Origin of the sequence: Shigella sp. FJ200513 (assembly GCF_040495915.1) — a bacterium.
In the GTDB taxonomy this organism is placed as follows: Bacteria; Pseudomonadota; Gammaproteobacteria; order Enterobacterales; family Enterobacteriaceae; genus ECMA0423.
This window is the reverse complement of sequence record NZ_JBDYCV010000007.1, coordinates 1-26479: the sequence shown is the minus strand read 5'-3', so window position 1 is coordinate 26479 and position 26479 is coordinate 1. Positions and strand designations below refer to the sequence as shown.

The 26479-nt window shown below is 52.0% G+C and carries 23 protein-coding genes and 2 pseudogenes; 18 read left to right on the top strand and 7 right to left on the bottom strand.

What is annotated here, in order from left to right:
* Positions 1–21: 21 nt before the first annotated feature.
* The gene (gene ackA, locus ABZJ92_RS02940; protein ID WP_000095706.1) at positions 22–1224 is read right to left on the bottom strand and encodes an acetate kinase; all 1203 of its coding nucleotides are present in this window, start codon (positions 1222–1224) and stop codon (positions 22–24) included.
* Between the two features lie 337 nt (positions 1225–1561).
* Here ackA and yfbV point away from each other — a divergent pair, with 337 nt between their 5' ends.
* The 4 genes from yfbV (at position 1562) to ABZJ92_RS02920 (ending at position 5174) form a co-directional block, all read left to right on the top strand.
* The gene (gene yfbV, locus ABZJ92_RS02935) at positions 1562–2017 is read left to right on the top strand and encodes a terminus macrodomain insulation protein YfbV (RefSeq protein WP_000106622.1); all 456 of its coding nucleotides are present in this window, start codon (positions 1562–1564) and stop codon (positions 2015–2017) included.
* 82 nt (positions 2018–2099) lie between these two features.
* Positions 2100–2594, top strand: a complete 495-nt coding sequence (locus ABZJ92_RS02930) for a YfbU family protein (protein ID WP_000426116.1) — start codon at positions 2100–2102, stop codon at positions 2592–2594.
* Between the two features lie 10 nt (positions 2595–2604).
* Positions 2605–3255 (top strand): hexitol phosphatase HxpA, encoded by a 651-nt coding sequence (hxpA, locus tag ABZJ92_RS02925; protein ID WP_001203399.1) that lies wholly within the window; start codon positions 2605–2607, stop codon positions 3253–3255.
* An 86-nt stretch (positions 3256–3341) separates the two neighbouring features.
* The gene (locus tag ABZJ92_RS02920; protein WP_001012912.1) at positions 3342–5174 is read left to right on the top strand and encodes an SLC13 family permease; all 1833 of its coding nucleotides are present in this window, start codon (positions 3342–3344) and stop codon (positions 5172–5174) included.
* Between the two features lie 58 nt (positions 5175–5232).
* Here ABZJ92_RS02920 and yfbR read toward each other — a convergent pair whose 3' ends face one another.
* Positions 5233–5832 carry a 5'-deoxynucleotidase gene (gene yfbR, locus ABZJ92_RS02915; RefSeq protein WP_000813851.1) on the bottom strand — a complete coding sequence of 200 codons (600 nt, stop codon included), beginning with the start codon at positions 5830–5832 and terminating at the stop codon, positions 5233–5235.
* Between the two features lie 83 nt (positions 5833–5915).
* Positions 5916–7133, bottom strand: a complete 1218-nt coding sequence (gene alaA, locus ABZJ92_RS02910) for an alanine transaminase AlaA (protein WP_000074527.1) — start codon at positions 7131–7133, stop codon at positions 5916–5918.
* Positions 7134–8051: 918 nt separating this feature from the next.
* Between alaA and lrhA the strand changes: the two genes are divergently transcribed.
* The 14 genes from lrhA (at position 8052) to nuoN (ending at position 24645) form a co-directional block, all read left to right on the top strand.
* Positions 8052–8990, top strand: a complete 939-nt coding sequence (gene lrhA / locus ABZJ92_RS02905; RefSeq protein WP_000622289.1) for a transcriptional regulator LrhA — start codon at positions 8052–8054, stop codon at positions 8988–8990.
* A 630-nt stretch (positions 8991–9620) separates the two neighbouring features.
* Positions 9621–10064 carry an NADH-quinone oxidoreductase subunit NuoA gene (nuoA, locus tag ABZJ92_RS02900; RefSeq protein ID WP_000062997.1) on the top strand — a complete coding sequence of 148 codons (444 nt, stop codon included), beginning with the start codon at positions 9621–9623 and terminating at the stop codon, positions 10062–10064.
* Positions 10065–10079: 15 nt separating this feature from the next.
* Complete coding sequence (gene nuoB / locus ABZJ92_RS02895; protein WP_000386733.1) at positions 10080–10742, top strand: NADH-quinone oxidoreductase subunit NuoB; 663 nt, start codon at positions 10080–10082, stop codon at positions 10740–10742.
* A 93-nt stretch (positions 10743–10835) separates the two neighbouring features.
* Positions 10836–12638 carry an NADH-quinone oxidoreductase subunit C/D gene (gene nuoC, locus ABZJ92_RS02890; RefSeq protein ID WP_000247878.1) on the top strand — a complete coding sequence of 601 codons (1803 nt, stop codon included), beginning with the start codon at positions 10836–10838 and terminating at the stop codon, positions 12636–12638.
* A gap of 2 nt (positions 12639–12640) precedes the next feature.
* Positions 12641–13141, top strand: a complete 501-nt coding sequence (gene nuoE, locus ABZJ92_RS02885) for an NADH-quinone oxidoreductase subunit NuoE (RefSeq protein WP_000545042.1) — start codon at positions 12641–12643, stop codon at positions 13139–13141.
* Complete coding sequence (gene nuoF / locus ABZJ92_RS02880) at positions 13138–14475, top strand: NADH-quinone oxidoreductase subunit NuoF (protein WP_000789502.1); 1338 nt, start codon at positions 13138–13140, stop codon at positions 14473–14475. Before nuoE ends, nuoF begins: the two co-directional genes overlap by 4 nt.
* Positions 14476–14527: 52 nt before the next feature.
* Positions 14528–17254, top strand: a complete 2727-nt coding sequence (gene nuoG / locus ABZJ92_RS02875) for an NADH-quinone oxidoreductase subunit NuoG (protein WP_005046953.1) — start codon at positions 14528–14530, stop codon at positions 17252–17254.
* A complete protein-coding gene (nuoH, locus tag ABZJ92_RS02870; RefSeq protein ID WP_000118509.1) occupies positions 17251–18228 on the top strand; it encodes an NADH-quinone oxidoreductase subunit NuoH in 978 nt (325 codons plus the stop codon). The genes nuoG and nuoH overlap by 4 nt, the downstream gene beginning before the upstream one ends.
* 14 nt (positions 18229–18242) lie before the next feature.
* Positions 18243–18785, top strand: a complete 543-nt coding sequence (gene nuoI / locus ABZJ92_RS02865) for an NADH-quinone oxidoreductase subunit NuoI (protein ID WP_000172749.1) — start codon at positions 18243–18245, stop codon at positions 18783–18785.
* A gap of 11 nt (positions 18786–18796) precedes the next feature.
* Positions 18797–19351, top strand: a complete 555-nt coding sequence (gene nuoJ / locus ABZJ92_RS02860) for an NADH-quinone oxidoreductase subunit J (RefSeq protein ID WP_000393511.1) — start codon at positions 18797–18799, stop codon at positions 19349–19351.
* Entirely contained in the window at positions 19348–19650 is a 303-nt protein-coding gene (gene nuoK / locus ABZJ92_RS02855) for an NADH-quinone oxidoreductase subunit NuoK (protein ID WP_000612644.1), read from the top strand. The genes nuoJ and nuoK overlap by 4 nt, the downstream gene beginning before the upstream one ends.
* Entirely contained in the window at positions 19647–21488 is a 1842-nt protein-coding gene (gene nuoL / locus ABZJ92_RS02850; protein ID WP_001056596.1) for an NADH-quinone oxidoreductase subunit L, read from the top strand. The genes nuoK and nuoL overlap by 4 nt, the downstream gene beginning before the upstream one ends.
* Before the next feature lie 163 nt (positions 21489–21651).
* Positions 21652–23181: an NADH-quinone oxidoreductase subunit M gene (nuoM, locus tag ABZJ92_RS02845; RefSeq protein ID WP_000926446.1), complete on the top strand. Its 1530-nt coding sequence runs from the start codon at positions 21652–21654 to the stop codon at positions 23179–23181.
* A gap of 6 nt (positions 23182–23187) precedes the next feature.
* Positions 23188–24645 (top strand): NADH-quinone oxidoreductase subunit NuoN, encoded by a 1458-nt coding sequence (gene nuoN / locus ABZJ92_RS02840; protein ID WP_000156718.1) that lies wholly within the window; start codon positions 23188–23190, stop codon positions 24643–24645.
* Between the two features lie 66 nt (positions 24646–24711).
* Here the strand turns inward: nuoN and ABZJ92_RS02835 are convergent, their stop codons facing one another.
* The 4 genes and pseudogenes from ABZJ92_RS02835 to ABZJ92_RS02820 all read right to left on the bottom strand — a co-directional run.
* Positions 24712–25035, bottom strand: a complete 324-nt coding sequence (locus tag ABZJ92_RS02835; RefSeq protein ID WP_000525371.1) for a DUF1877 family protein — start codon at positions 25033–25035, stop codon at positions 24712–24714.
* A gap of 102 nt (positions 25036–25137) precedes the next feature.
* Positions 25138–25755, bottom strand: a pseudogene (locus tag ABZJ92_RS02830) (zinc-binding metallopeptidase family protein).
* 416 nt (positions 25756–26171) lie between these two features.
* Positions 26172–26402 (bottom strand): annotated as a pseudogene (locus tag ABZJ92_RS02825) (deubiquitinase); the annotation flags it as partial.
* Positions 26403–26417: 15 nt separating this feature from the next.
* A partial coding sequence (locus tag ABZJ92_RS02820; RefSeq protein ID WP_071528444.1) for an IS1 family transposase occupies positions 26418–26479 on the bottom strand: 62 nt, incomplete at its 5' end.

The following is a 26479-nucleotide window of genomic DNA, read 5'->3' as shown; positions in this document are numbered from 1 at the left end:
AGCTGAGCTGGCGGTGTGAAATCAGGCAGTCAGGCGGCTCGCGTCTTGCGCGATAACCAGTTCTTCGTTGGTTGGGATAACCACCGCAGGACGGGTACCTTCTTTGTTGATGAAACCAGATTTGCCGAAACGTGCAGCCAGGTTGCGTTCATGATCAACTTCAAAGCCCAGCACGCCCAGTTTGCCCAGAGACAGTTCACGAACCATCGCGGCATTTTCACCGATACCACCAGTGAATGCAACAGCGTCCAGACGACCATCCATCAGCGCAGTGTAGGCACCGATGTATTTCGCCAGGCGGTGGCAGTAAACGTCCATTGCGCGCTTCGCGTCTTCTTTCGTCGCGTAGTTGTCTTCAACATAGCGGCAGTCGCTGGTCACTTCGGTCAGACCCAGCAGGCCAGACTCTTTGGTCAGCAGTTTGTTGATTGCGTCAACGCTCATGCCCAGGGTGTCGTGCAGGTGGAAGATGATCGCCGGATCGATATCACCAGAACGGGTACCCATGACCAGACCTTCCAGCGGGGTCAGACCCATAGAGGTGTCAACGCATTTACCGTTGCGGATAGCAGAAACGGAACCACCGTTGCCCAGGTGGCAGGTGATGATGTTCAGTTCTTCTACCGGTTTGTTCAGCATTTTTGCCGCTTCCTGGGTTACATAGAAGTGGCTGGTGCCGTGCGCGCCGTAACGACGGATGCCGTGCTCTTTGTACAGGTTGTACGGCAGGGCGTAGAGGTAAGACTCTTCCGGCATAGTCTGGTGGAACGCGGTGTCAAATACAGCAACGTTTTTGTCTTTCAGCTGTGGGAAAGATTTCAGAGCTTCTTCGATACCGATCAGGTGAGCCGGGTTGTGCAGCGGTGCAAAAGAAGCTGCATCTTTGATACCCTGAATAACAGACTCATCGATCACTACGGAGCTGGTATACTTTTCGCCGCCGTGTACGATACGGTGACCGATAGCAGTCAGCTGCGCAGACAGTTCTGGTTTTTGTGCCAGAATAGTATTAACGATAAAGTTGAGCGCTTCGCTGTGAGCGGCGCCTGCACCTAAAGCCGCTTCCTGTTTATTGCCGTCCATTTTCCATTTGATACGTGCTTCGGGCAGGTGGAAACATTCGGCTAAACCAGAAAGGTACTCTTCACCATTTACTGCATCGATGATGGCAAATTTCAGTGAAGAACTACCGCAGTTCAGAACCAGTACTAACTTACTCGACATGGAAGTACCTATAATTGATACGTGGCTAAAAAAACGTCAGGGAGCCATAGAGCGTAGCGCATGATGACACCGACATTTATGATTAACATCATGCACTGCAAATTTTTTTTGCATGATGGAAGAAATATCTTGAGTCTATGCCATTTTGCGTAATTTTCAGCCAATGGCATAATGTATATGAATTTGACGACTCAATGAATATGTACTACTTAGGCCTTCAGGCTGCTAAAGGATACCTGATAGTGGGTATGGAAGACAAAATGTTTTGAACGTTGTCCCGCTGAGTTGTGAATTTGCACAAATTTTTGAATCTTTATATGTGAAGTTGAGGTGAAGCATGTCAACGCCGGATAATCGTTCTGTTAATTTTTTTAGCTTGTTTCGCCGCGGACAGCATTACTCAAAGACGTGGCCACTGGAAAAACGCCTTGCTCCGGTCTTTGTCGAAAATCGCGTTATCAAGATGACGCGTTATGCGATCCGTTTTATGCCGCCGATCGCCGTATTTACTCTCTGCTGGCAGATTGCCCTGGGCGGTCTGCTTGGGCCGGCAGTTGCCACTGCACTGTTCGCCTTAAGTTTACCCATGCAGGGATTGTGGTGGCTGGGCAAGCGTTCTGTAACGCCATTACCCCCTGCAATCCTTAACTGGTTTTATGAAGTTCGCGGTAAATTGCAGGAGTCTGGACAGGTGTTGGCACCCGTTGAAGGCAAGCCTGATTACCAGGCATTAGCTGACACGCTTAAGCGCGCCTTCAAACAACTGGATAAAACTTTCCTTGATGATTTGTAATTGACCCCTGATTACGCATATAAAAGAAGGCATACTCAGCCTTCTTTTTTTTCACCGTAGTAGAGTGATACAGGAGTCAACAATGGAAATGACCAACGCGCAACGTCTTATTTTGTCTAATCAGTACAAGATGATGACTATGCTCGATCCGGCAAATGCTGAACGTTACCGTCGCCTGCAAACAATTATTGAGCGTGGTTACGGATTACAGATGCGTGAATTGGATCGCGAGTTTGGCGAGCTGAAAGAAGAAACCTGCCGCACTATCATCGACATTATGGATATGTATCATGCGTTGTATGTTTCTTGGTCTAATTTGCAGGACCAGCAATCCATCGATGAACGTCGTGTCACCTTCCTCGGCTTTGACGCCGCCACTGAAGCACGTTACCTCGGTTATGTCCGCTTTATGGTTAATGTGGAAGGGCGCTATACCCATTTTGACGCTGGGACTCATGGTTTTAACGCCCAGACGCCAATGTGGGAAAAATATCAGCGCATGCTTAATGTGTGGCATGCCTGCCCGCGTCAGTACCATTTGAGCGCCAACGAAATTAATCAAATTATCAACGCCTGAGGAGGCCCGCGTGCGGTGCAAAGGTTTTCTGTTTGATCTTGATGGAACGCTGGTGGATTCCCTGCCTGCGGTAGAACGGGCGTGGAGCAACTGGGCCAGACGTCATGGGTTAGCGCCGGAAGAGGTGCTGGCTTTCATTCACGGTAAACAGGCGATCACCTCTTTGCGCCATTTTATGGCGGGCAAATCCGAGGCTGATATTGCCGCCGAGTTTACGCGTCTGGAGCAAATCGAGGCCACGGAAACCGAAGGTATTACCGCGCTTCCTGGGGCAATCGCCTTACTCAATCATTTGAATAAAGCAGGTATTCCGTGGGCCATTGTGACTTCTGGCTCCATGCCGGTAGCGCGAGCGCGCCATAAAATAGCGGGGCTTCCCGCACCAGAGGTGTTTGTAACCGCTGAGCGAGTGAAGCGCGGAAAACCAGAACCTGATGCGTATCTGTTAGGTGCGCAGCTGCTGGGGCTTGCGCCGCAGGAGTGTGTGGTGGTGGAAGATGCTCCCGCTGGCGTGCTTTCTGGCCTGGCGGCGGGTTGCCATGTCATTGCGGTTAACGCTCCGGCAGATACCCCGCGCCTGAATGAGGTCGATTTGGTCCTCCACAGTCTGGAGCAAATTACTGTGACCAAACAGCCAAATGGCGATGTTATTATTCAGTGAAACACCTGATCATGATTTAGCCCCGTCTCGTCGGGGCTTTTTTATGGCAGAATCAAGTCATCCCCCTCAATTAACAAGGATAAGTTGTGAACGGTGAATTGATTTGGGTTCTTTCATTACTGGCCGTTGCCATCGTCTTGTTTGCGACGGGCAGAGTGCGTATGGATGCGGTCGCTTTGTTTGTTATTGTCGCGTTTGCATTAAGCGGAACGCTGACGGTCCCCGAAGTATTTTCCGGCTTTTCTGATCCTAACGTTGTCCTGATTGCCGCCTTGTTTATTATTGGCGATGGTTTGGTCCGTACCGGTGTTGCCACCGTAATGGGAACATGGCTGGTCAAAGTGGCGGGCAACAGTGAAATCAAAATGTTGGTTTTGTTGATGCTGACCGTCGCGGGGCTTGGCGCGTTTATGAGTTCAACCAGCGTTGTCGCTATCTTTATTCCCGTGGTGTTAAGCGTTGCCATGCGTATGCAAACTTCGCCGTCACGTCTGATGATGCCGTTAAGTTTTGCCGGGCTGATTAGCGGCATGATGACGCTGGTGGCGACGCCGCCGAACCTGGTAGTCAACAGTGAATTGCTGCGTGAAGGCTATCACGGCTTCAGTTTCTTTAGCGTAACACCTATTGGCCTGGTCGTGCTGGTGCTGGGTATTTTGTATATGTTAGTGATGCGTTTCATGCTGAAAGGGGATACCCAGACCCCGCAGCGCGAAGGCTGGACGCGTCGAACCTTTCGCGATCTTATCCGTGAATATCGACTGACCGGGCGTGCGCGACGTCTGGCTATTCGCCCCGGATCGCCAATGATAGGTCAACGGCTGGATGATCTCAAATTACGTGAGCGTTATGGCGCTAACGTCATCGGTGTTGAACGCTGGCGGCGTTTTCGTCGCGTTATCGTGAACGTTAATGGGGTTTCTGAATTTCGCGCGCGTGACGTTTTGCTTATTGATATGTCTGCGGCTGATGTCGATCTCCGGCAATTTTGTAGTGAGCAATTGCTGGAGCCGATGGTACTGCGCGGCGAGTATTTTTCTGACCAGGCCCTTGATGTGGGCATGGCAGAGATTTCATTAATTCCTGAGTCAGAACTGATTGGTAAATCGGTGCGCGAAATTGGTTTTCGTACCCGCTACGGACTGAATGTGGTGGGGCTCAAGCGCAATGGCGTGGCGCTGGAAGGTTCGCTGGCGGATGAGCCTCTGCTGCTGGGCGATATCATCCTGGTTGTGGGTAACTGGAAACTGATCGGTATGCTGGCCAAACAGGGCCGCGACTTCGTAGCGCTGAACTTACCGGAAGAGGTGAGTGAAGCATCGCCCGCGCACAGCCAGGCACCCCATGCCATTTTCTGTCTGGTGCTAATGGTGGCGTTAATGCTGACAAATGAAATTCCTAATCCTGTTGCCGCTATCATCGCCTGCCTGCTGATGGGGAAATTCCGCTGTATAGATGCTGAAAGCGCCTATAAATCCATTCACTGGCCGAGCATTATTTTGATCGTTGGGATGATGCCGTTTGCTGTGGCATTACAGAAAACGGGAGGTGTCGCGCTGGCGGTGAAAGGGCTGATGGATATTGGCGGCGGTTATGGGCCACATATGATGCTGGGGTGTTTGTTTGTCTTGTCGGCGGTTATTGGGCTGTTTATCTCTAATACCGCGACGGCGGTGTTGATGGCTCCGATTGCGCTGGCTGCTGCCAAAACGATGGGAGTGTCGCCTTATCCATTTGCGATGGTCGTGGCGATGGCAGCATCCGCCGCCTTTATGACACCGGTGTCTTCACCTGTTAACACCCTGGTTTTAGGTCCGGGAAATTACAGCTTCAGTGACTTTGTGAAGTTGGGGGTACCGTTCACCATTATCGTGATGGCGGTTTGTGTGGTGATGATCCCGATGCTGTTTCCGTTTTGACAAGAGCCTGATGTCGCATCCGGCGCTTATTGACTGATGCGACGCAGACTCCGGCTGCTTACAGCGGTGAATCCTGGCTAATCTCATCGAGCGAAAGATGGAAGCTGGGAACAAATACTTCCATGAAGTAGTCCATCTCCTGGCTGCGACGCGCTTCAAGCGTCGCTTCCAGTCGCGTTTTTGCCAGCAAGAATTCATTATTTCCGGCCGCGAGTTCTTCCAGACATTTCAGATATGCACACAGTGCATCTGCCTGTTTCACCAGCGATTTTTCTTCATCGCTATATGCATGCTCGTCAATTAACGGCGCAAAGATATCCCGCAGTTCTTCCGGAACCATATCGACCAGTTTCTGCTGAGCGATTTTTTCAATAGCCTTGTACTCCTGAGCGATTTGCGCATTGAAGTATTTCACCGGAGTAGGGAGATCGCCGGTGAGCACTTCTGAGGCATCGTGGTACATCGCCAGTAAAGCGATACGTTCGGCGTTGACATTACCGCCAAATTTCCGATTTTTGATAGCTGCCAGCGCATGGGCGACCATCGCTACCTGCAAACTGTGTTCGGACACATTTTCCGTCCGCACGTTGCGCATTAGCGGCCAGCGGTTAATGAGTTTCAGGCGGGAGAGATGGGCAAAAAAATGGCTCTGTTTCATAGTGACCTTACGTATGATGACATCATCAGGTCATTGTGGCGGGATAACACTGCCGGATGCAATCTCCGGCAGTGAAATTAAGATTACAGCTGATGATAACCAGAAAGGAAACGCGCGAACTTGCTCAAAGACAGCTCGATATCATCGACACGCGGTAGCGTGACAATGCGGAAGTGATCCGGCCACGGCCAGTTGAATGCCGTCCCTTGCACCAACAGAACTTTTTCCTGCAACAGGAAATCCAGCACCATTTTCTGATCGTCATGAATGTTAAAGCGTTTGGCGTCGATTTTCGGGAACATATACAGCGCACCACGAGGTTTCACGCAGGAAACGCCCGGAATATCGTTGATCAGTTCCCACGCGCGGTTACGCTGCTCATAAAGACGACCGCCAGGGGTAATAAATTCACTGATGCTCTGATAACCACCCAGCGCGGTCTGAATGGCGTGTTGCGCAGGAACGTTAGCACACAGGCGCATTGAAGCCAGCATTTCCAGACCTTCGATGTAGCCTTTGGCGTGTTTTTTCGGCCCGTTCAACACCATCCACCCCTGACGGAAGCCTGCAACGCGGTACGTTTTCGACAGTCCGTTAAAGGTAATGGTCAGCAGGTCAGGTGCCAGCGGCGCAATTGAGTGATGCTCAGCATCGTCGTAGAGAATTTTGTCATAAATTTCATCGGCGAAGATAATGAGATTATGCTGACGTGCAATCTCCACAATCTCCATTAAAAGCTCTTTGGAATATACCGCGCCGGTTGGGTTATTTGGGTTGATAATAACAATCCCACGCGTACGAGGCGTAATTTTAGCGCGAATATCATCGAGGTCCGGGAACCAGTCAGAGGATTCATCGCAAAGATAATGCACCGCTTTACCGCTGGAAAGCGAAACCGCCGCGGTCCAGAGTGGGTAATCTGGTGCAGGAACCAACATTTCGTCCCCGCTGTTCAGCAATGCCTGCATTGCCTGAACGATAAGCTCCGATACACCATTGCCGATGTAAATATCTTCCACGGTAACATCACGCATGCCACGAGCCTGGTAGTGCTGCATGATGGCTTTACGCGCGGAGTAAAGCCCTTTGGAATCGCAATACCCTTGAGCGGTAGGCAGGTTGCGTATCACGTCAACGAGGATTTCATCTGGCGCGTCAAAACCGAATGGGGCTGGGTTGCCGATGTTCAGTTTCAGTACCTTGTTACCTTCTTCTTCCAGGCGTTTTGCTTCTTTCAGCACCGGACCACGGATGTCATAACAGACATTCTCTAATTTGCTGGATTTTTCAATGGGGGACATGAATCTTGACCTTTTTTGCTGTTATCGCCACTCCCTGCCGTGGAAGTCAGCTTAGAACAATGTACTCCCCCAGGACGGTGTTTTGAAGGTCTGCAGAATAAGATTTTGCCAGAGGGGAAGGCTCGATTGTGCTGCTAATAACTTAATAATGACAAATAATGAGGCTTATATGCTTTACATGCAATGTTATATAGTGAATTGTTCTAATTCTTAATTGCAAGTCTGGTTTTTTTATCTGTAAGATAATTGTGTGAAAATGCCTCATTTAAGAATTCACTAATGAAACGCGATGATGATATTTCCGCATTACGGAGAGTTTAACAGCGTGATGATTTCCGAGGTGTCGCAATGGGGGTAAGGTGTGAAACTATTGTTAAGCGGAATTAATGAATGAGGATGATGCTAATTAATTATTATTTAATATTCAAAAAGGTTTTGATGTGCTTATTAATAATAGAAGATTACTTTGCCTAACATAACATAACTTTGCATCAGATAATTCGCAATGACCCTTATAAATAAAAGGTTTTTGGGGTAAAATGCTCGCATAAATGACGGATCCCTGCTCTTGATGCCGCTTCACCATTGCTGTTTGTACGTGTTCGCGTATGACCAGCGATGCTGCACGAGAGTGGAACAAGGACTCACATTTACATTTATACAAACACGCGCATGTCATAAATAGAAAAGAGTGAGTAACTTAATAGATATGCGATCCCTGAAGATATATTCTGTGATCTACTTCAGGCATTATAACGGAACAATGTGAGTCGCTTTTTTAGTGCAACTCATATGCATTTTTACTTTCGTCCGGGTTCCGGATGAAACTGCCAGGGAGGCACATTACAAATGGAATTGCTTGTTTGTGTGTGCACAGCATTAACCAGCTCAGTATGAGCCGCCAGTAAGTGATAATATATGATAAGTGCAAATCGTCCGATAATTAACCTCGACCTCGATCTGCTGAGAACATTTGTTGCTGTTGCCGATCTGAACACTTTTGCTGCCGCAGCTGCCGCTGTGTGTCGTACTCAGTCCGCCGTAAGTCAGCAAATGCAGCGTCTGGAACAACTCGTTGGGAAAGAACTGTTCGCTCGTCACGGTCGCAACAAACTGTTAACTGAACATGGCATTCAACTTCTTGGTTACGCCAGGAAAATCCTGCGTTTTAATGATGAGGCCTGCTCATCATTAATGTTCAGTAATCTTCAGGGCGTGTTAACTATCGGTGCTTCAGATGAATCTGCCGATACGATCTTACCTTTCCTGTTAAATCGCGTGAGTTCGGTTTATCCGAAATTAGCGCTGGATGTCCGCGTTAAACGTAATGCCTATATGGCAGAAATGCTGGAATCCCAGGAAGTGGATTTGATGGTAACCACCCATCGTCCTTCAGCGTTTAAGGCATTGAACCTGCGTACCTCGCCAACACACTGGTACTGCGCAGCGGAATACGTATTGCAAAAAGGCGAGCCGATCCCTCTTGTATTGCTGGATGATCCAAGTCCGTTTCGCGATATGGTGCTGGCGACGCTTAATAAAGTAGATATTCCATGGCGACTGGCTTATGTCGCCTCGACGCTTCCGGCCGTTCGTGCGGCAGTGAAAGCCGGTCTTGGCGTGACGGCAAGGCCGGTTGAGATGATGAGCCCGGACCTGCGTGTGCTGAGTGGAGTAGATGGCTTACCGCCGCTACCTGATACCGAATATTTGCTGTGCTATGACCCGTCCAGTAATAATGAGCTGGCCCAGGTGATCTATCAGGCGATGGAGAGCTACCATAATCCGTGGCAATACAGCCCAATGTCTGCTCCGGAAGGGGATGATTCATTGTTGATTGAAAGGGATATCGAGTAATCGACGGACGATAGATAATTCCTGAGACAATAGTGTAAAAAACGAGCCGCTGGGGGTGTTTTAAACCCCAGCGGCTTTTTTTTAGTAAAAATCCTTCCTCGCATAGTGCAGAACGTACAAAACTGTTTATTTTTCAATCACCAGAGATTCACGTCCCGAATGCACAAATAATCGCCTGAAAAAAATCACCTGCTACAATGATGTTAAAAAATACGTAAATTTGTTGCTGCGTTTTTGTTATGGAATAACAAAAGCGTGTCACAGATCAAGAAAATACTCTCTTTTGGGGGGAGGAATCGACACAAATTCCTGTCAAAATAGACCCGTATTTTTTCCATTGCTTCACAACGGACACGATTCAACAACATCTAATTATCCTGGAGTCGTCAAGGATCTGGGGTGAAAGGGCATTAAATGCTAATGGTGTTGATATTATGTAAACTAATGTGAAGAAGCTTTTGTTAAAGTTGACAAAAGGTTATAGAAAGGAGTAAAAGACCACATCAATTAGCTGTATAAAAGAATTTCTACAGTTATTGTAAGGTTTTTTTTATTCCTCCCCATGAATCGATGTGGCGTCCATCTGCCGTGAAGAGCAGTGAATCTGGCGCTACTTTTGATGAGTAAGCAATGAGTATGTCAACATCCACTGAAGTCATCGCTCATCACTGGGCATTCGCTATCTTTCTTATCGTTGCCATTGGCCTGTGTTGCCTGATGCTGGTAGGCGGTTGGTTTTTAGGCGGTCGCGCACGCGCGAGGTCGAAAAACGTGCCGTTTGAATCCGGTATCGACTCGGTCGGCTCCGCCCGCTTACGCCTGTCCGCCAAGTTTTATCTGGTGGCCATGTTCTTCGTTATCTTCGACGTTGAAGCGCTGTATCTGTTCGCATGGTCAACCTCTATCCGCGAAAGCGGCTGGGTAGGCTTTGTGGAAGCTGCAATTTTTATTTTTGTGTTACTGGCAGGTCTGGTTTATCTGGTGCGTATTGGCGCGCTGGACTGGACGCCCGCGCGTTCACGCCGCGAGCGTATGAACCCGGAAACGAACAGTATCGCTAATCGTCAACGCTAACCGCGAGGCATTAAGATGGATTATACGCTCACCCGCATAGATCCCAACGGTGAGAACGACCGTTACCCCCTGCAAAAGCAGGAGATCGTAACCGACCCTCTGGAGCAAGAAGTTAACAAAAACGTGTTTATGGGCAAGCTCAATGACATGGTTAACTGGGGTCGTAAAAACTCAATTTGGCCGTATAACTTCGGTCTTTCCTGCTGTTACGTTGAGATGGTGACTTCGTTTACCGCGGTGCATGACGTGGCGCGTTTTGGCGCAGAAGTATTGCGTGCTTCGCCGCGTCAGGCTGACCTGATGGTGGTTGCAGGAACCTGCTTTACCAAAATGGCACCGGTTATTCAGCGTCTGTATGACCAGATGCTGGAACCAAAATGGGTTATCTCAATGGGTGCCTGTGCCAACTCTGGTGGTATGTACGATATTTATTCCGTTGTGCAGGGCGTCGATAAATTCATCCCGGTTGATGTGTATATCCCGGGCTGCCCGCCGCGTCCTGAAGCGTACATGCAGGCACTGATGCTGTTGCAGGAATCTATCGGCAAAGAACGTCGTCCGCTCTCCTGGGTGGTTGGCGATCAGGGCGTTTATCGCGCCAATATGCAATCAGAGCGCGAACGCAAGCGCGGTGAACGCATTGCCGTAACCAACCTGCGTACACCTGACGAGATTTAATTTGCGCCTGTCGGCAAAGGGATTTTTCTTCGCTTATTCCTAAATCTATTTCGCGAAGCTTACTGCGCCGACAGTCACCACGGACCATTTGCAATGGTGAACAATATGACCGACTTAACCGCGCAAGAACCCGCCTGGCAGACCCGCGATCATCTTGATGATCCGGTAATTGGCGAACTGCGCAACCGTTTTGGGCCGGATGCCTTTACTGTTCAGGCGACTCGCACCGGGGTTCCCGTTGTGTGGATCAAGCGTGAACAATTACTGGAAGTTGGCGATTTCTTAAAGAAACTGCCGAAACCTTACGTCATGCTGTTTGACTTACACGGCATGGACGAACGTCTGCGCACACACCGCGAAGGGTTACCTGCCGCGGATTTTTCCGTTTTCTACCATCTGATTTCTATCGATCGTAACCGCGACATCATGCTGAAGGTGGCGCTGGCAGAAAACGACCTGCACGTACCGACCTTCACCAAACTGTTCCCGAACGCTAACTGGTATGAGCGTGAAACCTGGGATCTGTTTGGCATTACTTTCGACGGTCACCCGAACCTGCGCCGCATCATGATGCCGCAAACCTGGAAAGGTCACCCGCTGCGTAAAGATTACCCGGCACGCGCTACCGAATTCTCGCCGTTTGAGCTGACCAAAGCCAAACAGGATCTGGAGATGGAAGCCCTGACCTTCAAACCGGAAGAGTGGGGGATGAAGCGCGGCACCGAAAATGAGGACTTCATGTTCCTCAACCTCGGTCCGAACCACCCGTCGGCGCACGGGGCTTTCCGTATCGTTTTACAACTCGACGGCGAAGAGATTGTCGACTGCGTACCAGACATCGGCTACCACCACCGTGGTGCGGAGAAAATGGGCGAGCGCCAGTCCTGGCACAGCTACATTCCGTATACCGACCGTATTGAATACCTCGGCGGCTGCGTTAACGAAATGCCTTACGTGCTGGCGGTAGAGAAACTGGCCGGGATCACCGTGCCGGATCGCGTTAACGTCATTCGCGTTATGCTCTCCGAACTGTTCCGTATCAACAGCCACCTGCTGTACATCTCGACCTTTATTCAGGACGTCGGCGCAATGACGCCCGTGTTCTTCGCCTTTACCGATCGTCAGAAAATTTACGATCTGGTGGAAGCGATCACGGGTTTCCGTATGCACCCGGCGTGGTTCCGTATTGGCGGCGTAGCGCACGACCTGCCGCGCGGCTGGGATCGTCTGCTGCGTGAGTTCCTCGACTGGATGCCGAAACGTCTGGCGTCTTACGAGAAAGCGGCGCTGCAAAATACCATTCTGAAAGGTCGTTCCCAGGGCGTTGCCGCCTATGGCGCGAAAGAGGCGCTGGAGTGGGGCACCACTGGCGCGGGCCTGCGTGCTACCGGGATCGACTTCGACGTGCGTAAGGCGCGTCCTTATTCTGGCTATGAAAACTTCGACTTTGAAATCCCGGTTGGTGGTGGTGTTTCTGACTGCTACACCCGCGTAATGCTGAAAGTGGAAGAGCTGCGCCAGAGTCTGCGCATTCTTGAGCAGTGCCTCAACAACATGCCGGAAGGCCCGTTCAAAGCGGATCACCCGCTGACCACGCCGCCGCCGAAAGAGCGCACGCTGCAACATATCGAAACCCTGATCACCCACTTCCTGCAAGTGTCGTGGGGGCCGGTGATGCCTGCCAATGAATCTTTCCAGATGATTGAGGCGACCAAGGGGATCAACAGTTACTACCTGACCAGCGACGGTAGCACCATGAGTTATCGCACTCGTATCCGCACGCCGAGTTATGCGCATTTGCAGCAAATTCCGGCGGCGATCCGCGGCAGCCTGGTGTCTGACCTGATTGTTTATCTGGGCAGTATCGATTTTGTTATGTCAGATGTGGACCGCTAATTATGCACGAGAATCAACAACCACAAACCGAGGCTTTTGAGCTGAGTGCGGCAGAGCGTGAAGCGATTGAGCACGAGATGCACCACTACGAAGACCCGCGTGCGGCGTCCATTGAAGCGCTGAAAATCGTTCAGAAGCAGCGTGGCTGGGTGCCGGATGGTGCGATCCACGCGATCGCCGATGTGCTGGGTATTCCGGCAAGCGACGTCGAAGGTGTGGCAACGTTCTACAGTCAGATCTTCCGCCAGCCGGTTGGTCGCCATGTGATCCGTTATTGCGACAGCGTGGTCTGTCATATCAACGGGTATCAGGGTATTCAGGCGGCGCTCGAGAAAAAGCTGAACATCAAACCAGGGCAAACGACATTTGATGGCCGCTTTACGCTGCTGCCAACTTGCTGCCTGGGGAACTGTGATAAAGGGCCAAACATGATGATCGATGAGGACACTCACGCGCATCTGACCCCGGAAGCGATCCCTGAACTGCTGGAGCGGTATAAATGAAAAACATTATCCGTACTCCCGAAACGCATCCGCTGACCTGGCGTCTGCGCGATGACAAACAGCCAGTGTGGCTGGACGAATACCGCAGCAAAAACGGTTACGAAGGGGCGCGTAAGGCGCTGACCGGGCTGTCTCCGGACGAAATCGTTAATCAGGTAAAAGACGCTGGTCTGAAAGGGCGCGGCGGCGCGGGCTTTTCGACTGGCCTGAAGTGGAGCCTGATGCCGAAAGACGAATCCATGAACATCCGTTACCTGCTGTGTAACGCCGATGAAATGGAGCCGGGCACCTATAAAGACCGCCTGTTGATGGAGCAACTGCCGCACCTGCTGGTGGAAGGTATGCTCATCTCCGCGTTTGCGCTGAAAGCTTACCGTGGCTACATCTTCCTGCGTGGCGAATATATCGAAGCGGCAGTAAATCTGCGCCGCGCCATTGCCGAAGCCACTGAAGCGGGCTTGCTTGGCAAAAACATTATGGGAACAGGTTTCGACTTCGAACTGTTCGTCCATACCGGGGCAGGGCGCTACATCTGCGGGGAAGAAACAGCGTTAATCAACTCCCTGGAAGGGCGTCGTGCTAACCCACGCTCGAAACCCCCCTTCCCGGCAACCTCCGGCGTATGGGGCAAACCGACCTGTGTCAACAACGTCGAAACCCTGTGTAACGTTCCGGCGATCCTCGCTAACGGCGTGGAGTGGTATCAGAACATCTCGAAAAGTAAAGATGCTGGCACCAAGCTGATGGGCTTCTCCGGTCGGGTGAAAAATCCGGGACTGTGGGAACTGCCGTTCGGCACCACCGCACGCGAGATCCTCGAAGATTACGCCGGTGGTATGCGTGATGGTCTGAAATTTAAAGCCTGGCAGCCAGGCGGCGCGGGGACTGACTTCCTGACCGAAGCGCACCTTGATCTGCCGATGGAATTCGAAAGTATCGGTAAAGCGGGCAGCCGTCTGGGTACGGCGCTGGCGATGGCGGTTGACCATGAGATCAACATGGTGTCGCTGGTGCGTAACCTGGAAGAGTTTTTCGCCCGTGAGTCCTGCGGCTGGTGTACGCCGTGCCGCGACGGTCTGCCGTGGAGCGTGAAAATTCTGCGTGCGCTGGAGCGTGGCGAAGGCCAGCCGGGCGATATCGAAACACTTGAGCAACTGTGTCGATTCTTAGGCCCGGGTAAAACTTTCTGTGCCCACGCACCTGGTGCAGTGGAGCCGTTACAGAGCGCCATCAAATATTTCCGCGAAGAATTTGAGGCGGGAATCAAACAGCCGTTCAGCAATACCCATTTGATTAATGGGATTCAGCCGAACCTGCTGAAAGAGCGCTGGTAACCGAATTTCGATTAACGCTCGGTCCCTGACCGAGAAAACTGGAAGCATGCTAATGGCTACAATTCATGTAGACGGCAAAGAATACGAGGTCAACGGAGCGGACAACCTGCTGGAAGCTTGTCTGTCTCTGGGCCTTGATATTCCTTACTTTTGCTGGCATCCGGCGCTGGGAAGCGTCGGTGCTTGCCGCCAGTGTGCGGTGAAGCAATACCAAAACGCGGAAGACACGCGTGGTCGCCTGGTGATGTCCTGTATGACACCGGCTTCCGATGGCACCTTTATTTCCATTGACGACGAAGAAGCGAAACAGTTCCGTGAAAGTGTGGTCGAGTGGTTAATGACCAACCACCCGCACGACTGTCCGGTATGTGAAGAAGGCGGTAACTGCCATCTTCAGGATATGACCGTGATGACCGGACACAGCTTCCGTCGCTACCGTTTCACCAAACGTACCCACCGTAATCAGGATTTGGGGCCATTCATCTCTCACGAAATGAACCGCTGCATCGCCTGCTACCGCTGTGTGCGTTACTACAAAGATTACGCTGACGGTACAGATCTGGGCGTTTATGGCGCGCACGACAACGTCTACTTCGGTCGCCCGGAAGACGGCACGCTGGAAAGCGAATTTTCCGGTAACCTGGTCGAAATTTGCCCGACCGGCGTATTTACCGACAAAACGCACTCCGAGCGTTACAACCGTAAATGGGATATGCAGTTTGCGCCGAGCATCTGCCAGCAATGTTCCATCGGCTGTAACATCAGCCCCGGTGAACGTTACGGCGAACTGCGTCGTATCGAAAACCGTTACAACGGTACGGTAAACCACTACTTCCTCTGCGACCGTGGTCGTTTCGGTTACGGTTACGTCAACCTGAAGGATCGTCCGCGTCAGCCAGTACAGCGTCGTGGCGATGATTTCATTACCCTCAACGCCGAACAGGCAATGCAGGGCGCGGCAGATATTCTGCGTCAGTCGAAGAAAGTGATCGGTATTGGTTCTCCGCGTGCCAGCGTGGAAAGCAACTTTGCGCTGCGTGAACTGGTGGGCGAAGAAAACTTCTACACCGGTATCGCTCACGGTGAGCAGGAACGTCTGCAACTGGCGCTGAAAGTGCTGCGTGAAGGCGGCATTTATACTCCGGCTCTGCGCGAAATCGAATCTTACGATGCGGTACTGGTGCTGGGCGAAGACGTTACCCAGACCGGCGCGCGCGTCGCACTGGCAGTGCGTCAGGCGGTGAAAGGTAAAGCGCGCGAAATGGCTGCAGCACAGAAAGTGGCTGACTGGCAGATTGCGGCAATCCTCAACATCGGTCAACGTGCGAAGCATCCGCTGTTTGTTACCAACGTTGATGACACTCGTCTGGATGATATCGCGGCGTGGACTTACCGCGCACCGGTTGAAGATCAGGCGCGTTTAGGTTTTGCCATCGCCCATGCGCTGGATAACTCCGCACCAGCGGTTGACGGTATCGAACCTGAGCTGCAAAACAAAATCGACGTCATCGTGCAGGCACTGGCAGGTGCGAAGAAACCGTTGATTATCTCCGGGACGAACGCCGGTAGCATAGAGGTGATTCAGGCTGCGGCTAACGTCGCGAAAGCCCTGAAAGGTCGCGGCGCTGACGTTGGTATCACCATGATTGCCCGTTCCGTCAACAGCATGGGGCTGGGCATTATGGGTGGCGGTTCGCTTGAAGAAGCGTTAACCGAACTGGAAACCGGACGCGCCGACGCGGTGGTGGTGTTGGAAAACGATCTGCATCGTTACGCTTCTGCTACCCGCGTGAATGCTGCGCTGGCTAAAGCGCCGCTGGTGATGGTGGTTGATCATCAACGCACAGCGATCATGGAAAACGCCCATCTGGTGCTTTCCTCTGCCAGCTTTGCTGAAAGCGACGGTACGGTAATTAATAATGAAGGTCGCGCCCAACGTTTCTTCCAGGTTTACGATCCGGCTTATTACGACAGCAAAACTGTCATGCTGGAAAGCTGGCGCTGGCTGCACTCGCTGCACAGCACCTTGCTGAGCCGTGAAGTGGACTGGACGCAGCTCGACCATGTAATTGACGCTGTTGTGGCGAAAATCCCAGAACTGGCGGGTATCAAAGATGCTGCGCCGGATGCGACATTCCGTATTCGTGGGCAGAAACTGGCCCGTGAACCGCACCGTTACAGCGGTCGTACCGCCATGCGCGCCAATATCAGCGTTCATGAGCCGCGTCAGCCGCAGGATATTGACACCATGTTCACCTTCTCGATGGAAGGTAACAACCAGCCGACCGCGCACCGTTCGCAAGTGCCGTTTGCCTGGGCGCCGGGCTGGAACTCCCCGCAGGCGTGGAACAAATTCCAGGACGAAGTGGGCGGCAAACTGCGCTTTGGCGATCCGGGCGTGCGTCTGTTTGAAACCAGCGAAAACGGTCTGGATTACTTCACCAGCGTACCGGCACGCTTCCAGCCGCAGGACGGGAAATGGCGTATCGCGCCGTACTACCACCTGTTTGGCAGCGATGAATTGTCACAGCGTGCTCCGGTCTTCCAGAGCCGTATGCCGCAGCCGTACATCAAACTCAACCCAGCGGATGCCGCGAAGTTGGGTGTGAACGCAGGTACACGCGTCTCCTTTAGTTACGATGGCAACACGGTCACGCTGCCGGTTGAAATCGCCGAAGGACTGACGGCAGGGCAGGTGGGCTTGCCGATGGGTATGTCCGGCATTGCTCCGGTGCTGGCTGGCGCGCATCTTGAGGATCTCAAGGAGGCACAACAATGAGTTGGATATCACCGGAACTGATTGAGATCCTGCTGACCATCCTCAAAGCGGTGGTGATCCTGCTGGTGGTTGTCACCTGTGGGGCATTCATGAGCTTTGGCGAACGTCGCCTGCTGGGTCTGTTCCAGAACCGTTATGGACCTAACCGTGTTGGCTGGGGCGGTTCGCTCCAGCTGGTTGCGGACATGATCAAAATGTTCTTTAAAGAAGACTGGATCCCGAAATTCTCGGATCGCGTCATCTTTACCCTGGCACCGATGATTGCCTTTACCTCGCTGCTGCTGGCCTTTGCAATTGTGCCAGTCAGTCCGGGTTGGGTGGTTGCCGACCTGAACATCGGGATTTTGTTCTTCCTGATGATGGCAGGTCTGGCGGTTTACGCGGTGCTGTTTGCGGGCTGGTCAAGTAACAACAAATACTCGCTGCTGGGTGCGATGCGTGCTTCTGCGCAGACCCTGAGCTACGAAGTGTTCCTCGGGCTTTCCCTGATGGGCGTGGTGGCGCAGGCCGGTTCATTCAACATGACCGACATCGTCAACAGCCAGGCGCATGTGTGGAACGTCATCCCGCAATTCTTTGGTTTTATTACCTTTGCCATCGCGGGCGTGGCGGTGTGTCACCGTCACCCGTTTGACCAGCCGGAAGCCGAGCAGGAACTGGCGGATGGTTACCACATTGAATATTCCGGTATGAAGTTCGGTCTGTTCTTCGTGGGTGAGTACATCGGGATTGTGACCATCTCTGCATTGATGGTGACGCTGTTCTTCGGTGGCTGGCAAGGCCCGTTGTTACCGCCATTCATCTGGTTCGCGCTGAAAACCGCGTTCTTTATGATGATGTTCATTTTGATTCGTGCGTCGTTACCGCGTCCGCGTTATGACCGGGTAATGTCCTTCGGCTGGAAAATCTGCCTGCCGCTGACGCTGATCAACTTGCTGGTAACGGCGGCTGTCATTCTCTGGCAGGCGCAATAAGGGGCAATAAGACCATGACCTTAAAAGAATTGTTAGTAGGTTTCGGCACCCAGGTTCGTAGTATCTGGATGATCGGCCTGCACGCGTTCGCCAAACGCGAAACGCGAATGTACCCGGAAGAGCCGGTCTATCTGCCGCCCCGTTATCGTGGTCGTATCGTTCTGACCCGCGACCCGGACGGCGAAGAGCGTTGCGTAGCCTGTAACCTCTGTGCGGTAGCCTGCCCGGTCGGCTGTATCTCGCTGCAAAAAGCAGAAACCAAAGACGGTCGCTGGTATCCGGAATTTTTCCGCATTAACTTCTCACGCTGCATTTTCTGTGGTCTGTGCGAAGAAGCCTGTCCGACCACGGCGATTCAGTTAACCCCGGATTTCGAAATGGGGGAATACAAGCGCCAGGATCTGGTTTACGAGAAAGAGGATCTGCTGATCTCCGGTCCGGGCAAATACCCGGAATATAACTTCTACCGGATGGCAGGTATGGCAATCGACGGCAAAGATAAGGGCGAAGCAGAGAACGAAGCCAAGCCTATCGACGTCAAGAGCCTGTTACCGTAAGGAGAGGGGCAATGGAGTTCGCTTTTTATATCTGTGGCCTGATAGCCATACTTGCGACCTTGCGAGTGATCACCCATACCAATCCGGTACACGCACTGCTGTACCTGATTATTTCGCTGCTGGCGATTTCCGGGGTGTTCTTCTCACTAGGCGCTTACTTCGCCGGTGCGCTGGAAATTATCGTCTACGCGGGTGCCATTATGGTGCTGTTCGTGTTCGTGGTGATGATGCTCAACCTGGGCGGTTCAGAAATCGAACAGGAACGCCAGTGGCTGAAACCGCAGGTGTGGATTGGCCCGGCAATTTTGTCGGCCATCATGCTGGTGGTGATTGTTTACGCCATCCTCGGTGTTAACGATCAGGGTATCGACGGTACGCCAATCAGTGCTAAAGCAGTGGGTATTACGCTGTTCGGGCCTTACGTACTGGCGGTGGAACTGGCTTCTATGCTGCTGCTCGCGGGTCTGGTTGTGGCCTTCCACGTCGGTCGTGAAGAGCGTGCGGGTGAAGTGCTGAGCAATCGTAAAGACGACAGCGCGAAAAGAAAAACGGAGGAGCACGCATGATCCCCTTACAACATGGACTGATCCTCGCGGCAATCTTATTCGTTCTTGGCTTAACCGGTCTGGTTATCCGTCGCAATCTGCTGTTTATGCTGATTGGTCTGGAAATCATGATTAACGCCTCCGCGCTGGCCTTTGTGGTCGCCGGAAGCTACTGGGGTCAGACCGACGGTCAGGTGATGTACATTCTCGCCATCAGCCTCGCGGCGGCAGAAGCGAGTATCGGCCTTGCGCTGCTGCTGCAACTTCACCGTCGTCGCCAGAACCTGAACATCGATTCAGTAAGTGAGATGCGCGGATGAACATGCTTGCCTTAACCATTATTTTGCCATTGATTGGCTTCGTCCTGCTGGCGTTCTCCCGTGGGCGCTGGTCTGAAAACGTTTCGGCGATCGTCGGCGTTGGCTCTGTGGGCCTGGCGGCGCTGGTAACCGCCTTTATCGGCGTTGATTTCTTCGCTAACGGCGAGCAGGCATACAGCCAGCCGCTGTGGACGTGGATGTCGGTAGGCGACTTTAACATCGGTTTTAACCTGGTGCTGGACGGCCTGTCGCTGACCATGCTCTCGGTGGTCACTGGTGTGGGTTTCCTTATTCACATGTACGCCTCCTGGTACATGCGCGGTGAAGAGGGCTACTCTCGCTTCTTCGCCTACACCAACCTGTTCATCGCCAGCATGGTAGTTCTGGTTCTCGCCGATAACCTGCTGCTGATGTACCTCGGCTGGGAAGGCGTGGGCCTGTGCTCCTATCTGCTGATCGGTTTCTATTACACCGATCCGAAGAATGGCGCAGCAGCAATGAAAGCGTTCGTCGTGACCCGTGTGGGTGACGTTTTCCTCGCTTTCGCACTGTTCATTCTTTACAACGAACTGGGCACCCTGAACTTCCGCGATATGGTGGAACTGGCACCAGCGCACTTTGCTGACGGCAATAACATGCTGATGTGGGCGACGCTGATGCTGCTGGGCGGTGCGGTCGGTAAATCTGCGCAGTTGCCGTTGCAGACATGGCTTGCTGACGCGATGGCGGGCCCGACGCCTGTCTCCGCGCTGATCCACGCCGCAACGATGGTAACCGCGGGTGTCTACCTGATCGCCCGTACCCACGGCCTGTTCCTGATGACGCCGGAAGTTCTGCATCTGGTGGGTATTGTCGGGGCGGTTACGCTGCTGCTGGCCGGTTTTGCCGCGCTGGTACAGACCGACATCAAACGTGTTCTCGCTTACTCTACCATGAGCCAGATTGGCTACATGTTCCTCGCGCTTGGCGTGCAGGCATGGGATGCGGCGATTTTCCACTTGATGACTCACGCGTTCTTTAAAGCGCTGCTGTTCCTGGCATCCGGTTCCGTCATTCTGGCCTGCCATCACGAACAGAACATCTTCAAGATGGGCGGTCTGCGTAAATCTATTCCGCTGGTTTATCTCTGCTTCCTGGTGGGCGGCGCAGCACTGTCGGCACTGCCGCTGGTCACTGCGGGCTTCTTCAGTAAGGATGAGATCCTCGCGGGTGCGATGGCGAATGGTCATATCAATCTGATGGTGGCAGGTCTGGTCGGTGCGTTTATGACCTCGCTCTACACCTTCCGTATGATTTTCATCGTCTTCCACGGAAAAGAACAAATTCACGCTCACGCCGTGAAAGGGGTAACTCACAGCCTGCCGCTGATTGTGCTGCTGATCCTTTCCACCTTCGTTGGCGCACTGATTGTACCGCCGCTGCAGGGCGTGCTTCCGCAAACGACGGAACTGGCGCACGGCAGCATGTTGACCCTGGAAATTACCTCTGGCGTGGTCGCGGTGGTCGGCATTCTGCTGGCAGCCTGGCTGTGGCTGGGTAAACGTTCTCTGGTGACCTCCATCGCCAACAGTGCGCCGGGCCGCCTGCTGAGTACCTGGTGGTACAACGCTTGGGGCTTTGACTGGCTGTACGACAAAGTGTTCGTCAAGCCGTTCCTGGGTATTGCCTGGTTGCTGAAACGCGATCCGCTGAACTCAATGATGAACATCCCGGCGGTTCTTTCCCGCTTTGCAGGTAAAGGTCTGCTGTTAAGCGAGAACGGTTATCTGCGCTGGTATGTGGCATCCATGAGCATCGGTGCGGTCGTGGTGCTGGCACTGTTGATGGTACTGCGTTGAGTTAAGGATTGTGGGATTGCCCCTGGGCATATAAGAACGTAGGTCGGATAAGCTGCCTTCGCGGCGCATCCGACACTACCCCCAGTCCGAAGAGAATTTTCTGTCGTGAGAATTCGTTGAAAATCCGGTCCTGACGGGACTTTTACAAGGAATAAAGATCGCCATGTTACTACCCTGGCTAATATTAATTCCCTTTATTGGCGGCTTCCTGTGCTGGCAGACCGAACGCTTTGGCGTCAAGGTGCCACGCTGGATCGCGCTGATCACCATGGGATTGACGCTGGCGCTGTCGCTGCAACTGTGGTTGCAGGGCGGTTATTCACTGACGCAATCCGCCGGAATTCCGCAGTGGCAGTCTGAATTCGACATGCCGTGGATCCCGCGTTTTGGTATCTCTATTCATCTCGCCATTGACGGTCTGTCGCTGCTGATGGTCGTGCTGACCGGTCTGCTCGGTGTGCTGGCGGTACTATGTTCGTGGAAAGAGATCGAAAAATATCAGGGCTTCTTCCACCTCAACCTGATGTGGATCCTGGGCGGCGTTATCGGCGTGTTCCTTGCCATCGACATGTTCCTGTTCTTCTTCTTCTGGGAAATGATGCTGGTGCCGATGTACTTCCTGATCGCACTGTGGGGGCATAAAGCCTCTGACGGTAAAACGCGTATCACGGCGGCAACCAAGTTCTTCATTTACACCCAGGCGAGTGGTCTGGTGATGTTGATCGCCATCCTGGCGCTGGTTTTTGTTCACTACAATGCGACCGGCGTCTGGACCTTCAACTATGAAGAGCTGCTGAATACGCCAATGTCCAGTGGTGTGGAATATCTGTTGATGCTGGGCTTCTTCATCGCCTTCGCAGTCAAAATGCCGGTGGTTCCGCTGCATGGCTGGCTGCCGGATGCGCACTCCCAGGCTCCGACCGCCGGTTCCGTGGACCTCGCGGGGATCTTGCTGAAAACCGCCGCTTACGGTTTGTTGCGTTTCTCCCTGCCGCTGTTCCCGAACGCGTCGGCAGAGTTCGCGCCAATCGCTATGTGGCTGGGTGTTATCGGCATCTTCTACGGTGCGTGGATGACCTTCGCTCAGACCGATATCAAACGTCTGATCGCCTACACCTCGGTTTCCCACATGGGCTTCGTGCTGATTGCAATCTACACCGGCAGCCAGTTGGCCTACCAGGGCGCGGTAATCCAGATGATTGCGCACGGCTTGTCGGCGGCGGGTCTGTTTATTCTCTGCGGTCAGCTTTATGAACGTATCCATACCCGCGACATGCGCATGATGGGCGGTCTGTGGAGCAAGATGAAATGGCTGCCAGCACTGTCGCTGTTCTTTGCGGTGGCAACGCTTGGGATGCCTGGCACCGGTAACTTCGTCGGCGAATTTATGATTCTGTTCGGCAGCTTCCAGGTTGTCCCGGTGATTACCGTTATCTCTACCTTTGGGCTGGTCTTTGCATCTGTTTATTCGCTGGCGATGTTGCATCGCGCTTACTTCGGTAAAGCGAAAAGCCAGATTGCCAGCCAGGAACTGCCAGGGATGTCGCTGCGTGAGCTGTTTATGATCCTGTTGCTGGTGGTGCTGCTGGTACTGCTGGGCTTCTATCCGCAGCCGATTCTGGATACCTCGCACTCCGCGATTGGCAATATCCAGCAGTGGTTTGTTAATTCCGTTACTACTACAAGGCCGTAAATCGCCATGACAATAACTCCACAAAACCTGATCGCACTGCTACCGTTGCTGATCGTCGGCTTGACGGTGGTGGTTGTGATGCTCTCCATTGCGTGGCGACGCAATCATTTCCTCAACGCTACGCTCTCGGTTATTGGGCTTAACGCGGCGCTGGTTTCGCTCTGGTTTGTTGGCCAGGCGGGCGCTATGGACGTTACGCCGCTGATGCGCGTTGATGGTTTCGCCATGCTTTACACCGGGCTGGTATTGTTGGCGAGCCTCGCCACCTGTACTTTCGCCTACCCGTGGCTTGAAGGCTATAACGACAACAAGGATGAGTTCTACCTGTTGGTGTTAATTGCCGCGCTGGGCGGGATCCTGCTGGCGAATGCAAACCATCTGGCGTCTCTGTTCCTCGGTATTGAACTGATCTCTTTGCCGCTGTTTGGCCTGGTCGGTTACGCTTTCCGCCAGAAACGTTCGCTGGAAGCCAGTATCAAATACACCATCCTTTCTGCCGCAGCGTCTTCTTTCCTGCTGTTCGGTATGGCGCTGGTGTATGCGCAGTCTGGCGACCTGTCGTTTGTCGCGCTGGGTAAAAACCTCGGCGACGGTATGCTCAACGAGCCGCTGTTGCTGGCAGGTTTCGGCATGATGATTGTTGGCCTCGGCTTCAAACTCTCTCTGGTGCCGTTCCACCTGTGGACGCCAGACGTATACCAGGGCGCGCCTGCGCCGGTTTCCACTTTCCTGGCGACGGCGAGCAAAATCGCTATCTTCGGTGTGGTGATGCGTCTGTTCCTCTACGCACCGGTGGGTGACAGCGAAGCGATTCGCGTAGTACTGGCGATTATCGCCTTTGCCTCCATCATCTTCGGTAACCTGATGGCGTTGAGCCAGACCAACATCAAACGTCTGCTCGGTTACTCATCTATCTCTCACCTCGGCTATCTGCTGGTGGCGCTGATTGCGCTGCAAACCGGCGAGATGTCGATGGAAGCGGTAGGGGTTTACCTGGCCGGTTATCTGTTCAGCAGCCTCGGCGCGTTCGGCGTGGTCAGCCTGATGTCCAGCCCGTATCGTGGCCCGGATGCTGATTCCCTGTTCTCTTACCGCGGTCTGTTCTGGCATCGTCCGATCCTCGCGGCAGTGATGACGGTGATGATGCTGTCTCTGGCCGGTATCCCGATGACGCTGGGCTTTATCGGTAAGTTCTACGTGCTGGCGGTCGGTGTCCAGGCACACTTGTGGTGGCTGGTGGGTGCCGTGGTTGTCGGTTCGGCAATCGGCCTCTACTACTACCTGCGCGTGGCGGTGAGCCTGTACCTGCACGCACCGGAACAACCGGGTCGCGATGCACCGTCAAACTGGCAGTACAGCGCGGGCGGTATCGTGGTGCTGATTTCTGCACTGTTGGTACTGGTGCTGGGTGTATGGCCACAACCGCTGATTAGTATTGTGCGGTTAGCAATGCCGCTGATGTAAACTGTTAGTTTGTAAGTCAGAAAGCCGCCGACATGTTCGGCGGTTTTTTTTGGCGCTCTGACACCATCACCCAACAATAACCGTCAGCGCATGATTCCCTTGTCGCAGCATACGTCGATACGCGCTAATCAGCTTTTCCATATCAAGCATGATCGAGGCAAAGAGTTGCCCCTCTAACTCTTCTGAAAAGGTCACTCCCGGATAAATCTCCATTTCATTGAGTCGCTTAATGGAAAACTGTTTACGCAGCTCACTTCGATCCAGTGATTCCAGTCGGCGTAATCCTGAAAGCGTGTCATGTATATTATCCATCAAAGGTTTTTCAGTAGACTCAAGCAGTTGGTTAATCTTTTCTGAGTCAATTTCTGCAAAATAGCCAATCATTCCCATTTATTTTTCCTCCATTGAATTTTATGTTTCGCATCTTAAAACAGACGAGGGAAAATAAAATGTACATGTCGCTGTTTCTGGACCCGCCTCGAGAAATTTTTATTATTTACTGTTGTATAACAAGGTTATAACACCATCTACCACCTGAGCCATTTTCTGATAATTCAATCTGTCTGCGGTATCACCGGGCAAGTGGTATTGTTTATTACGATAAAAAGCGGTGTCAGTAATCATTACGGCGGGAATATCGTGTTGCCAATAATTGAGGTGATCAGAAAAATCAATACCGGGAATAAACCCTGGGGCATTCATAGAATAAACAGATAAATCCCGGGATGACAACAATGCCGCTTTTACCTGACGAACGGCGTTGATATCCTGCATTCTGCCGACCACAGCAATAAAGTCTCCCCGATCGGGATAAAGCCAGGACATTGCCGGGTAAGGGTAATTCTGGCTTCCAGGCGCAGAGTCGTAATAGCCAATCGGGGACGCCCTGCGCGGTAACTCTGGCACCGCTACTGACAAAGAACTCTTTTATATACTCTGCGGACCTATTCAGATTATCAATATTGCCGGCATTACGTGGATGCACAGTTTGTGTAAGATAACGAACTGTTTTTTCTAATTGCTCAGGACTTACGTGTCGGGGCGTTGGCGATAATGCAGTGACCCAGGGTTGGTAAAAATAATCAGAGGGAGTGAAAACAGAAATAATATAACAAAAGGAAAATTTTTTCATATGTAAATTATCAATAAAAGGCGTCATTTCATTATTATTTATAATGAATTATGAGCGTTTATTTTATTACGCTTGGTAGAGGTATACAAAAAGTGTTTTTTACAGTGGGTTCGCTATTTTTAAAAAGGAATTTCTGTGAGGAATAAAAATATAATTATGTTATTTATTGGCAGATTGAATTGACAAGTGGGGCAGAAATCTGAGGGTAAGAAAAGTCAGCAACTACAATCCACTACATCAACAGACCAGCAATCGCGTGCCGCGATATGCTGGAAATACCCGTAGATTGAACTGGCAGATGGTGGGACTGACATCAGTCAGTGATGACTTTTTAGCAAATTATGTTCGACCAGTCAGCATATTTACTGACTGGTCGAATTGATTAACAATGATGTTAACTCACTCTTTTGCCGGATGCTCTATTTTTGGGTTGTGAGTGTTTTATTTCTAATTGTGTATAAGAAGCATTGATTCGTGCATCGCCATATTTATCTAAATAACAATTTCTGTTTACCAGTCGATGTTGAAAATCAATTTCGTACTGCTCTTCTGCTGAATATTTTTTAAATCTGTCAGCATAGTTTTTTAATAACGTATAGGGGGCGCTGTCAGAATTGCTTTCCCTGGTAATGACTCCAACTTACTGATAGTGTTTTATGTTCAGATAATGCCCGATGACCTTGTCATGCAGCTCCACCGATT

Bases quoted from the DNA above. Each gene is read 5' to 3' on its own strand.
- nuoJ (WP_000393511.1), top strand. From the start codon at position 18,797: ATGGAGTTCGCTTTTTATATCTGTGGCCTGATAGCCATACTTGCGACC.
- nuoA (WP_000062997.1), top strand. From the start codon at position 9,621: ATGAGTATGTCAACATCCACTGAAGTCATCGCTCATCACTGGGCATTC.
- nuoB (WP_000386733.1), top strand. From the start codon at position 10,080: ATGGATTATACGCTCACCCGCATAGATCCCAACGGTGAGAACGACCGT.
- nuoH (WP_000118509.1), top strand. From the start codon at position 17,251: ATGAGTTGGATATCACCGGAACTGATTGAGATCCTGCTGACCATCCTC.
- nuoK (WP_000612644.1), top strand. From the start codon at position 19,348: ATGATCCCCTTACAACATGGACTGATCCTCGCGGCAATCTTATTCGTT.
- nuoL (WP_001056596.1), top strand. From the start codon at position 19,647: ATGAACATGCTTGCCTTAACCATTATTTTGCCATTGATTGGCTTCGTC.
- ABZJ92_RS02835 (WP_000525371.1), bottom strand. From the start codon at position 25,035: ATGGGAATGATTGGCTATTTTGCAGAAATTGACTCAGAAAAGATTAAC.
- ABZJ92_RS02930 (WP_000426116.1), top strand. From the start codon at position 2,100: ATGGAAATGACCAACGCGCAACGTCTTATTTTGTCTAATCAGTACAAG.
- nuoM (WP_000926446.1), top strand. From the start codon at position 21,652: ATGTTACTACCCTGGCTAATATTAATTCCCTTTATTGGCGGCTTCCTG.
- nuoN (WP_000156718.1), top strand. From the start codon at position 23,188: ATGACAATAACTCCACAAAACCTGATCGCACTGCTACCGTTGCTGATC.
- nuoE (WP_000545042.1), top strand. From the start codon at position 12,641: ATGCACGAGAATCAACAACCACAAACCGAGGCTTTTGAGCTGAGTGCG.
- nuoG (WP_005046953.1), top strand. From the start codon at position 14,528: ATGGCTACAATTCATGTAGACGGCAAAGAATACGAGGTCAACGGAGCG.
- lrhA (WP_000622289.1), top strand. From the start codon at position 8,052: ATGATAAGTGCAAATCGTCCGATAATTAACCTCGACCTCGATCTGCTG.
- yfbR (WP_000813851.1), bottom strand. From the start codon at position 5,832: ATGAAACAGAGCCATTTTTTTGCCCATCTCTCCCGCCTGAAACTCATT.
- ackA (WP_000095706.1), bottom strand. From the start codon at position 1,224: ATGTCGAGTAAGTTAGTACTGGTTCTGAACTGCGGTAGTTCTTCACTG.
- nuoC (WP_000247878.1), top strand. From the start codon at position 10,836: ATGGTGAACAATATGACCGACTTAACCGCGCAAGAACCCGCCTGGCAG.
- yfbV (WP_000106622.1), top strand. From the start codon at position 1,562: ATGTCAACGCCGGATAATCGTTCTGTTAATTTTTTTAGCTTGTTTCGC.
- nuoI (WP_000172749.1), top strand. From the start codon at position 18,243: ATGACCTTAAAAGAATTGTTAGTAGGTTTCGGCACCCAGGTTCGTAGT.
- nuoF (WP_000789502.1), top strand. From the start codon at position 13,138: ATGAAAAACATTATCCGTACTCCCGAAACGCATCCGCTGACCTGGCGT.
- alaA (WP_000074527.1), bottom strand. From the start codon at position 7,133: ATGTCCCCCATTGAAAAATCCAGCAAATTAGAGAATGTCTGTTATGAC.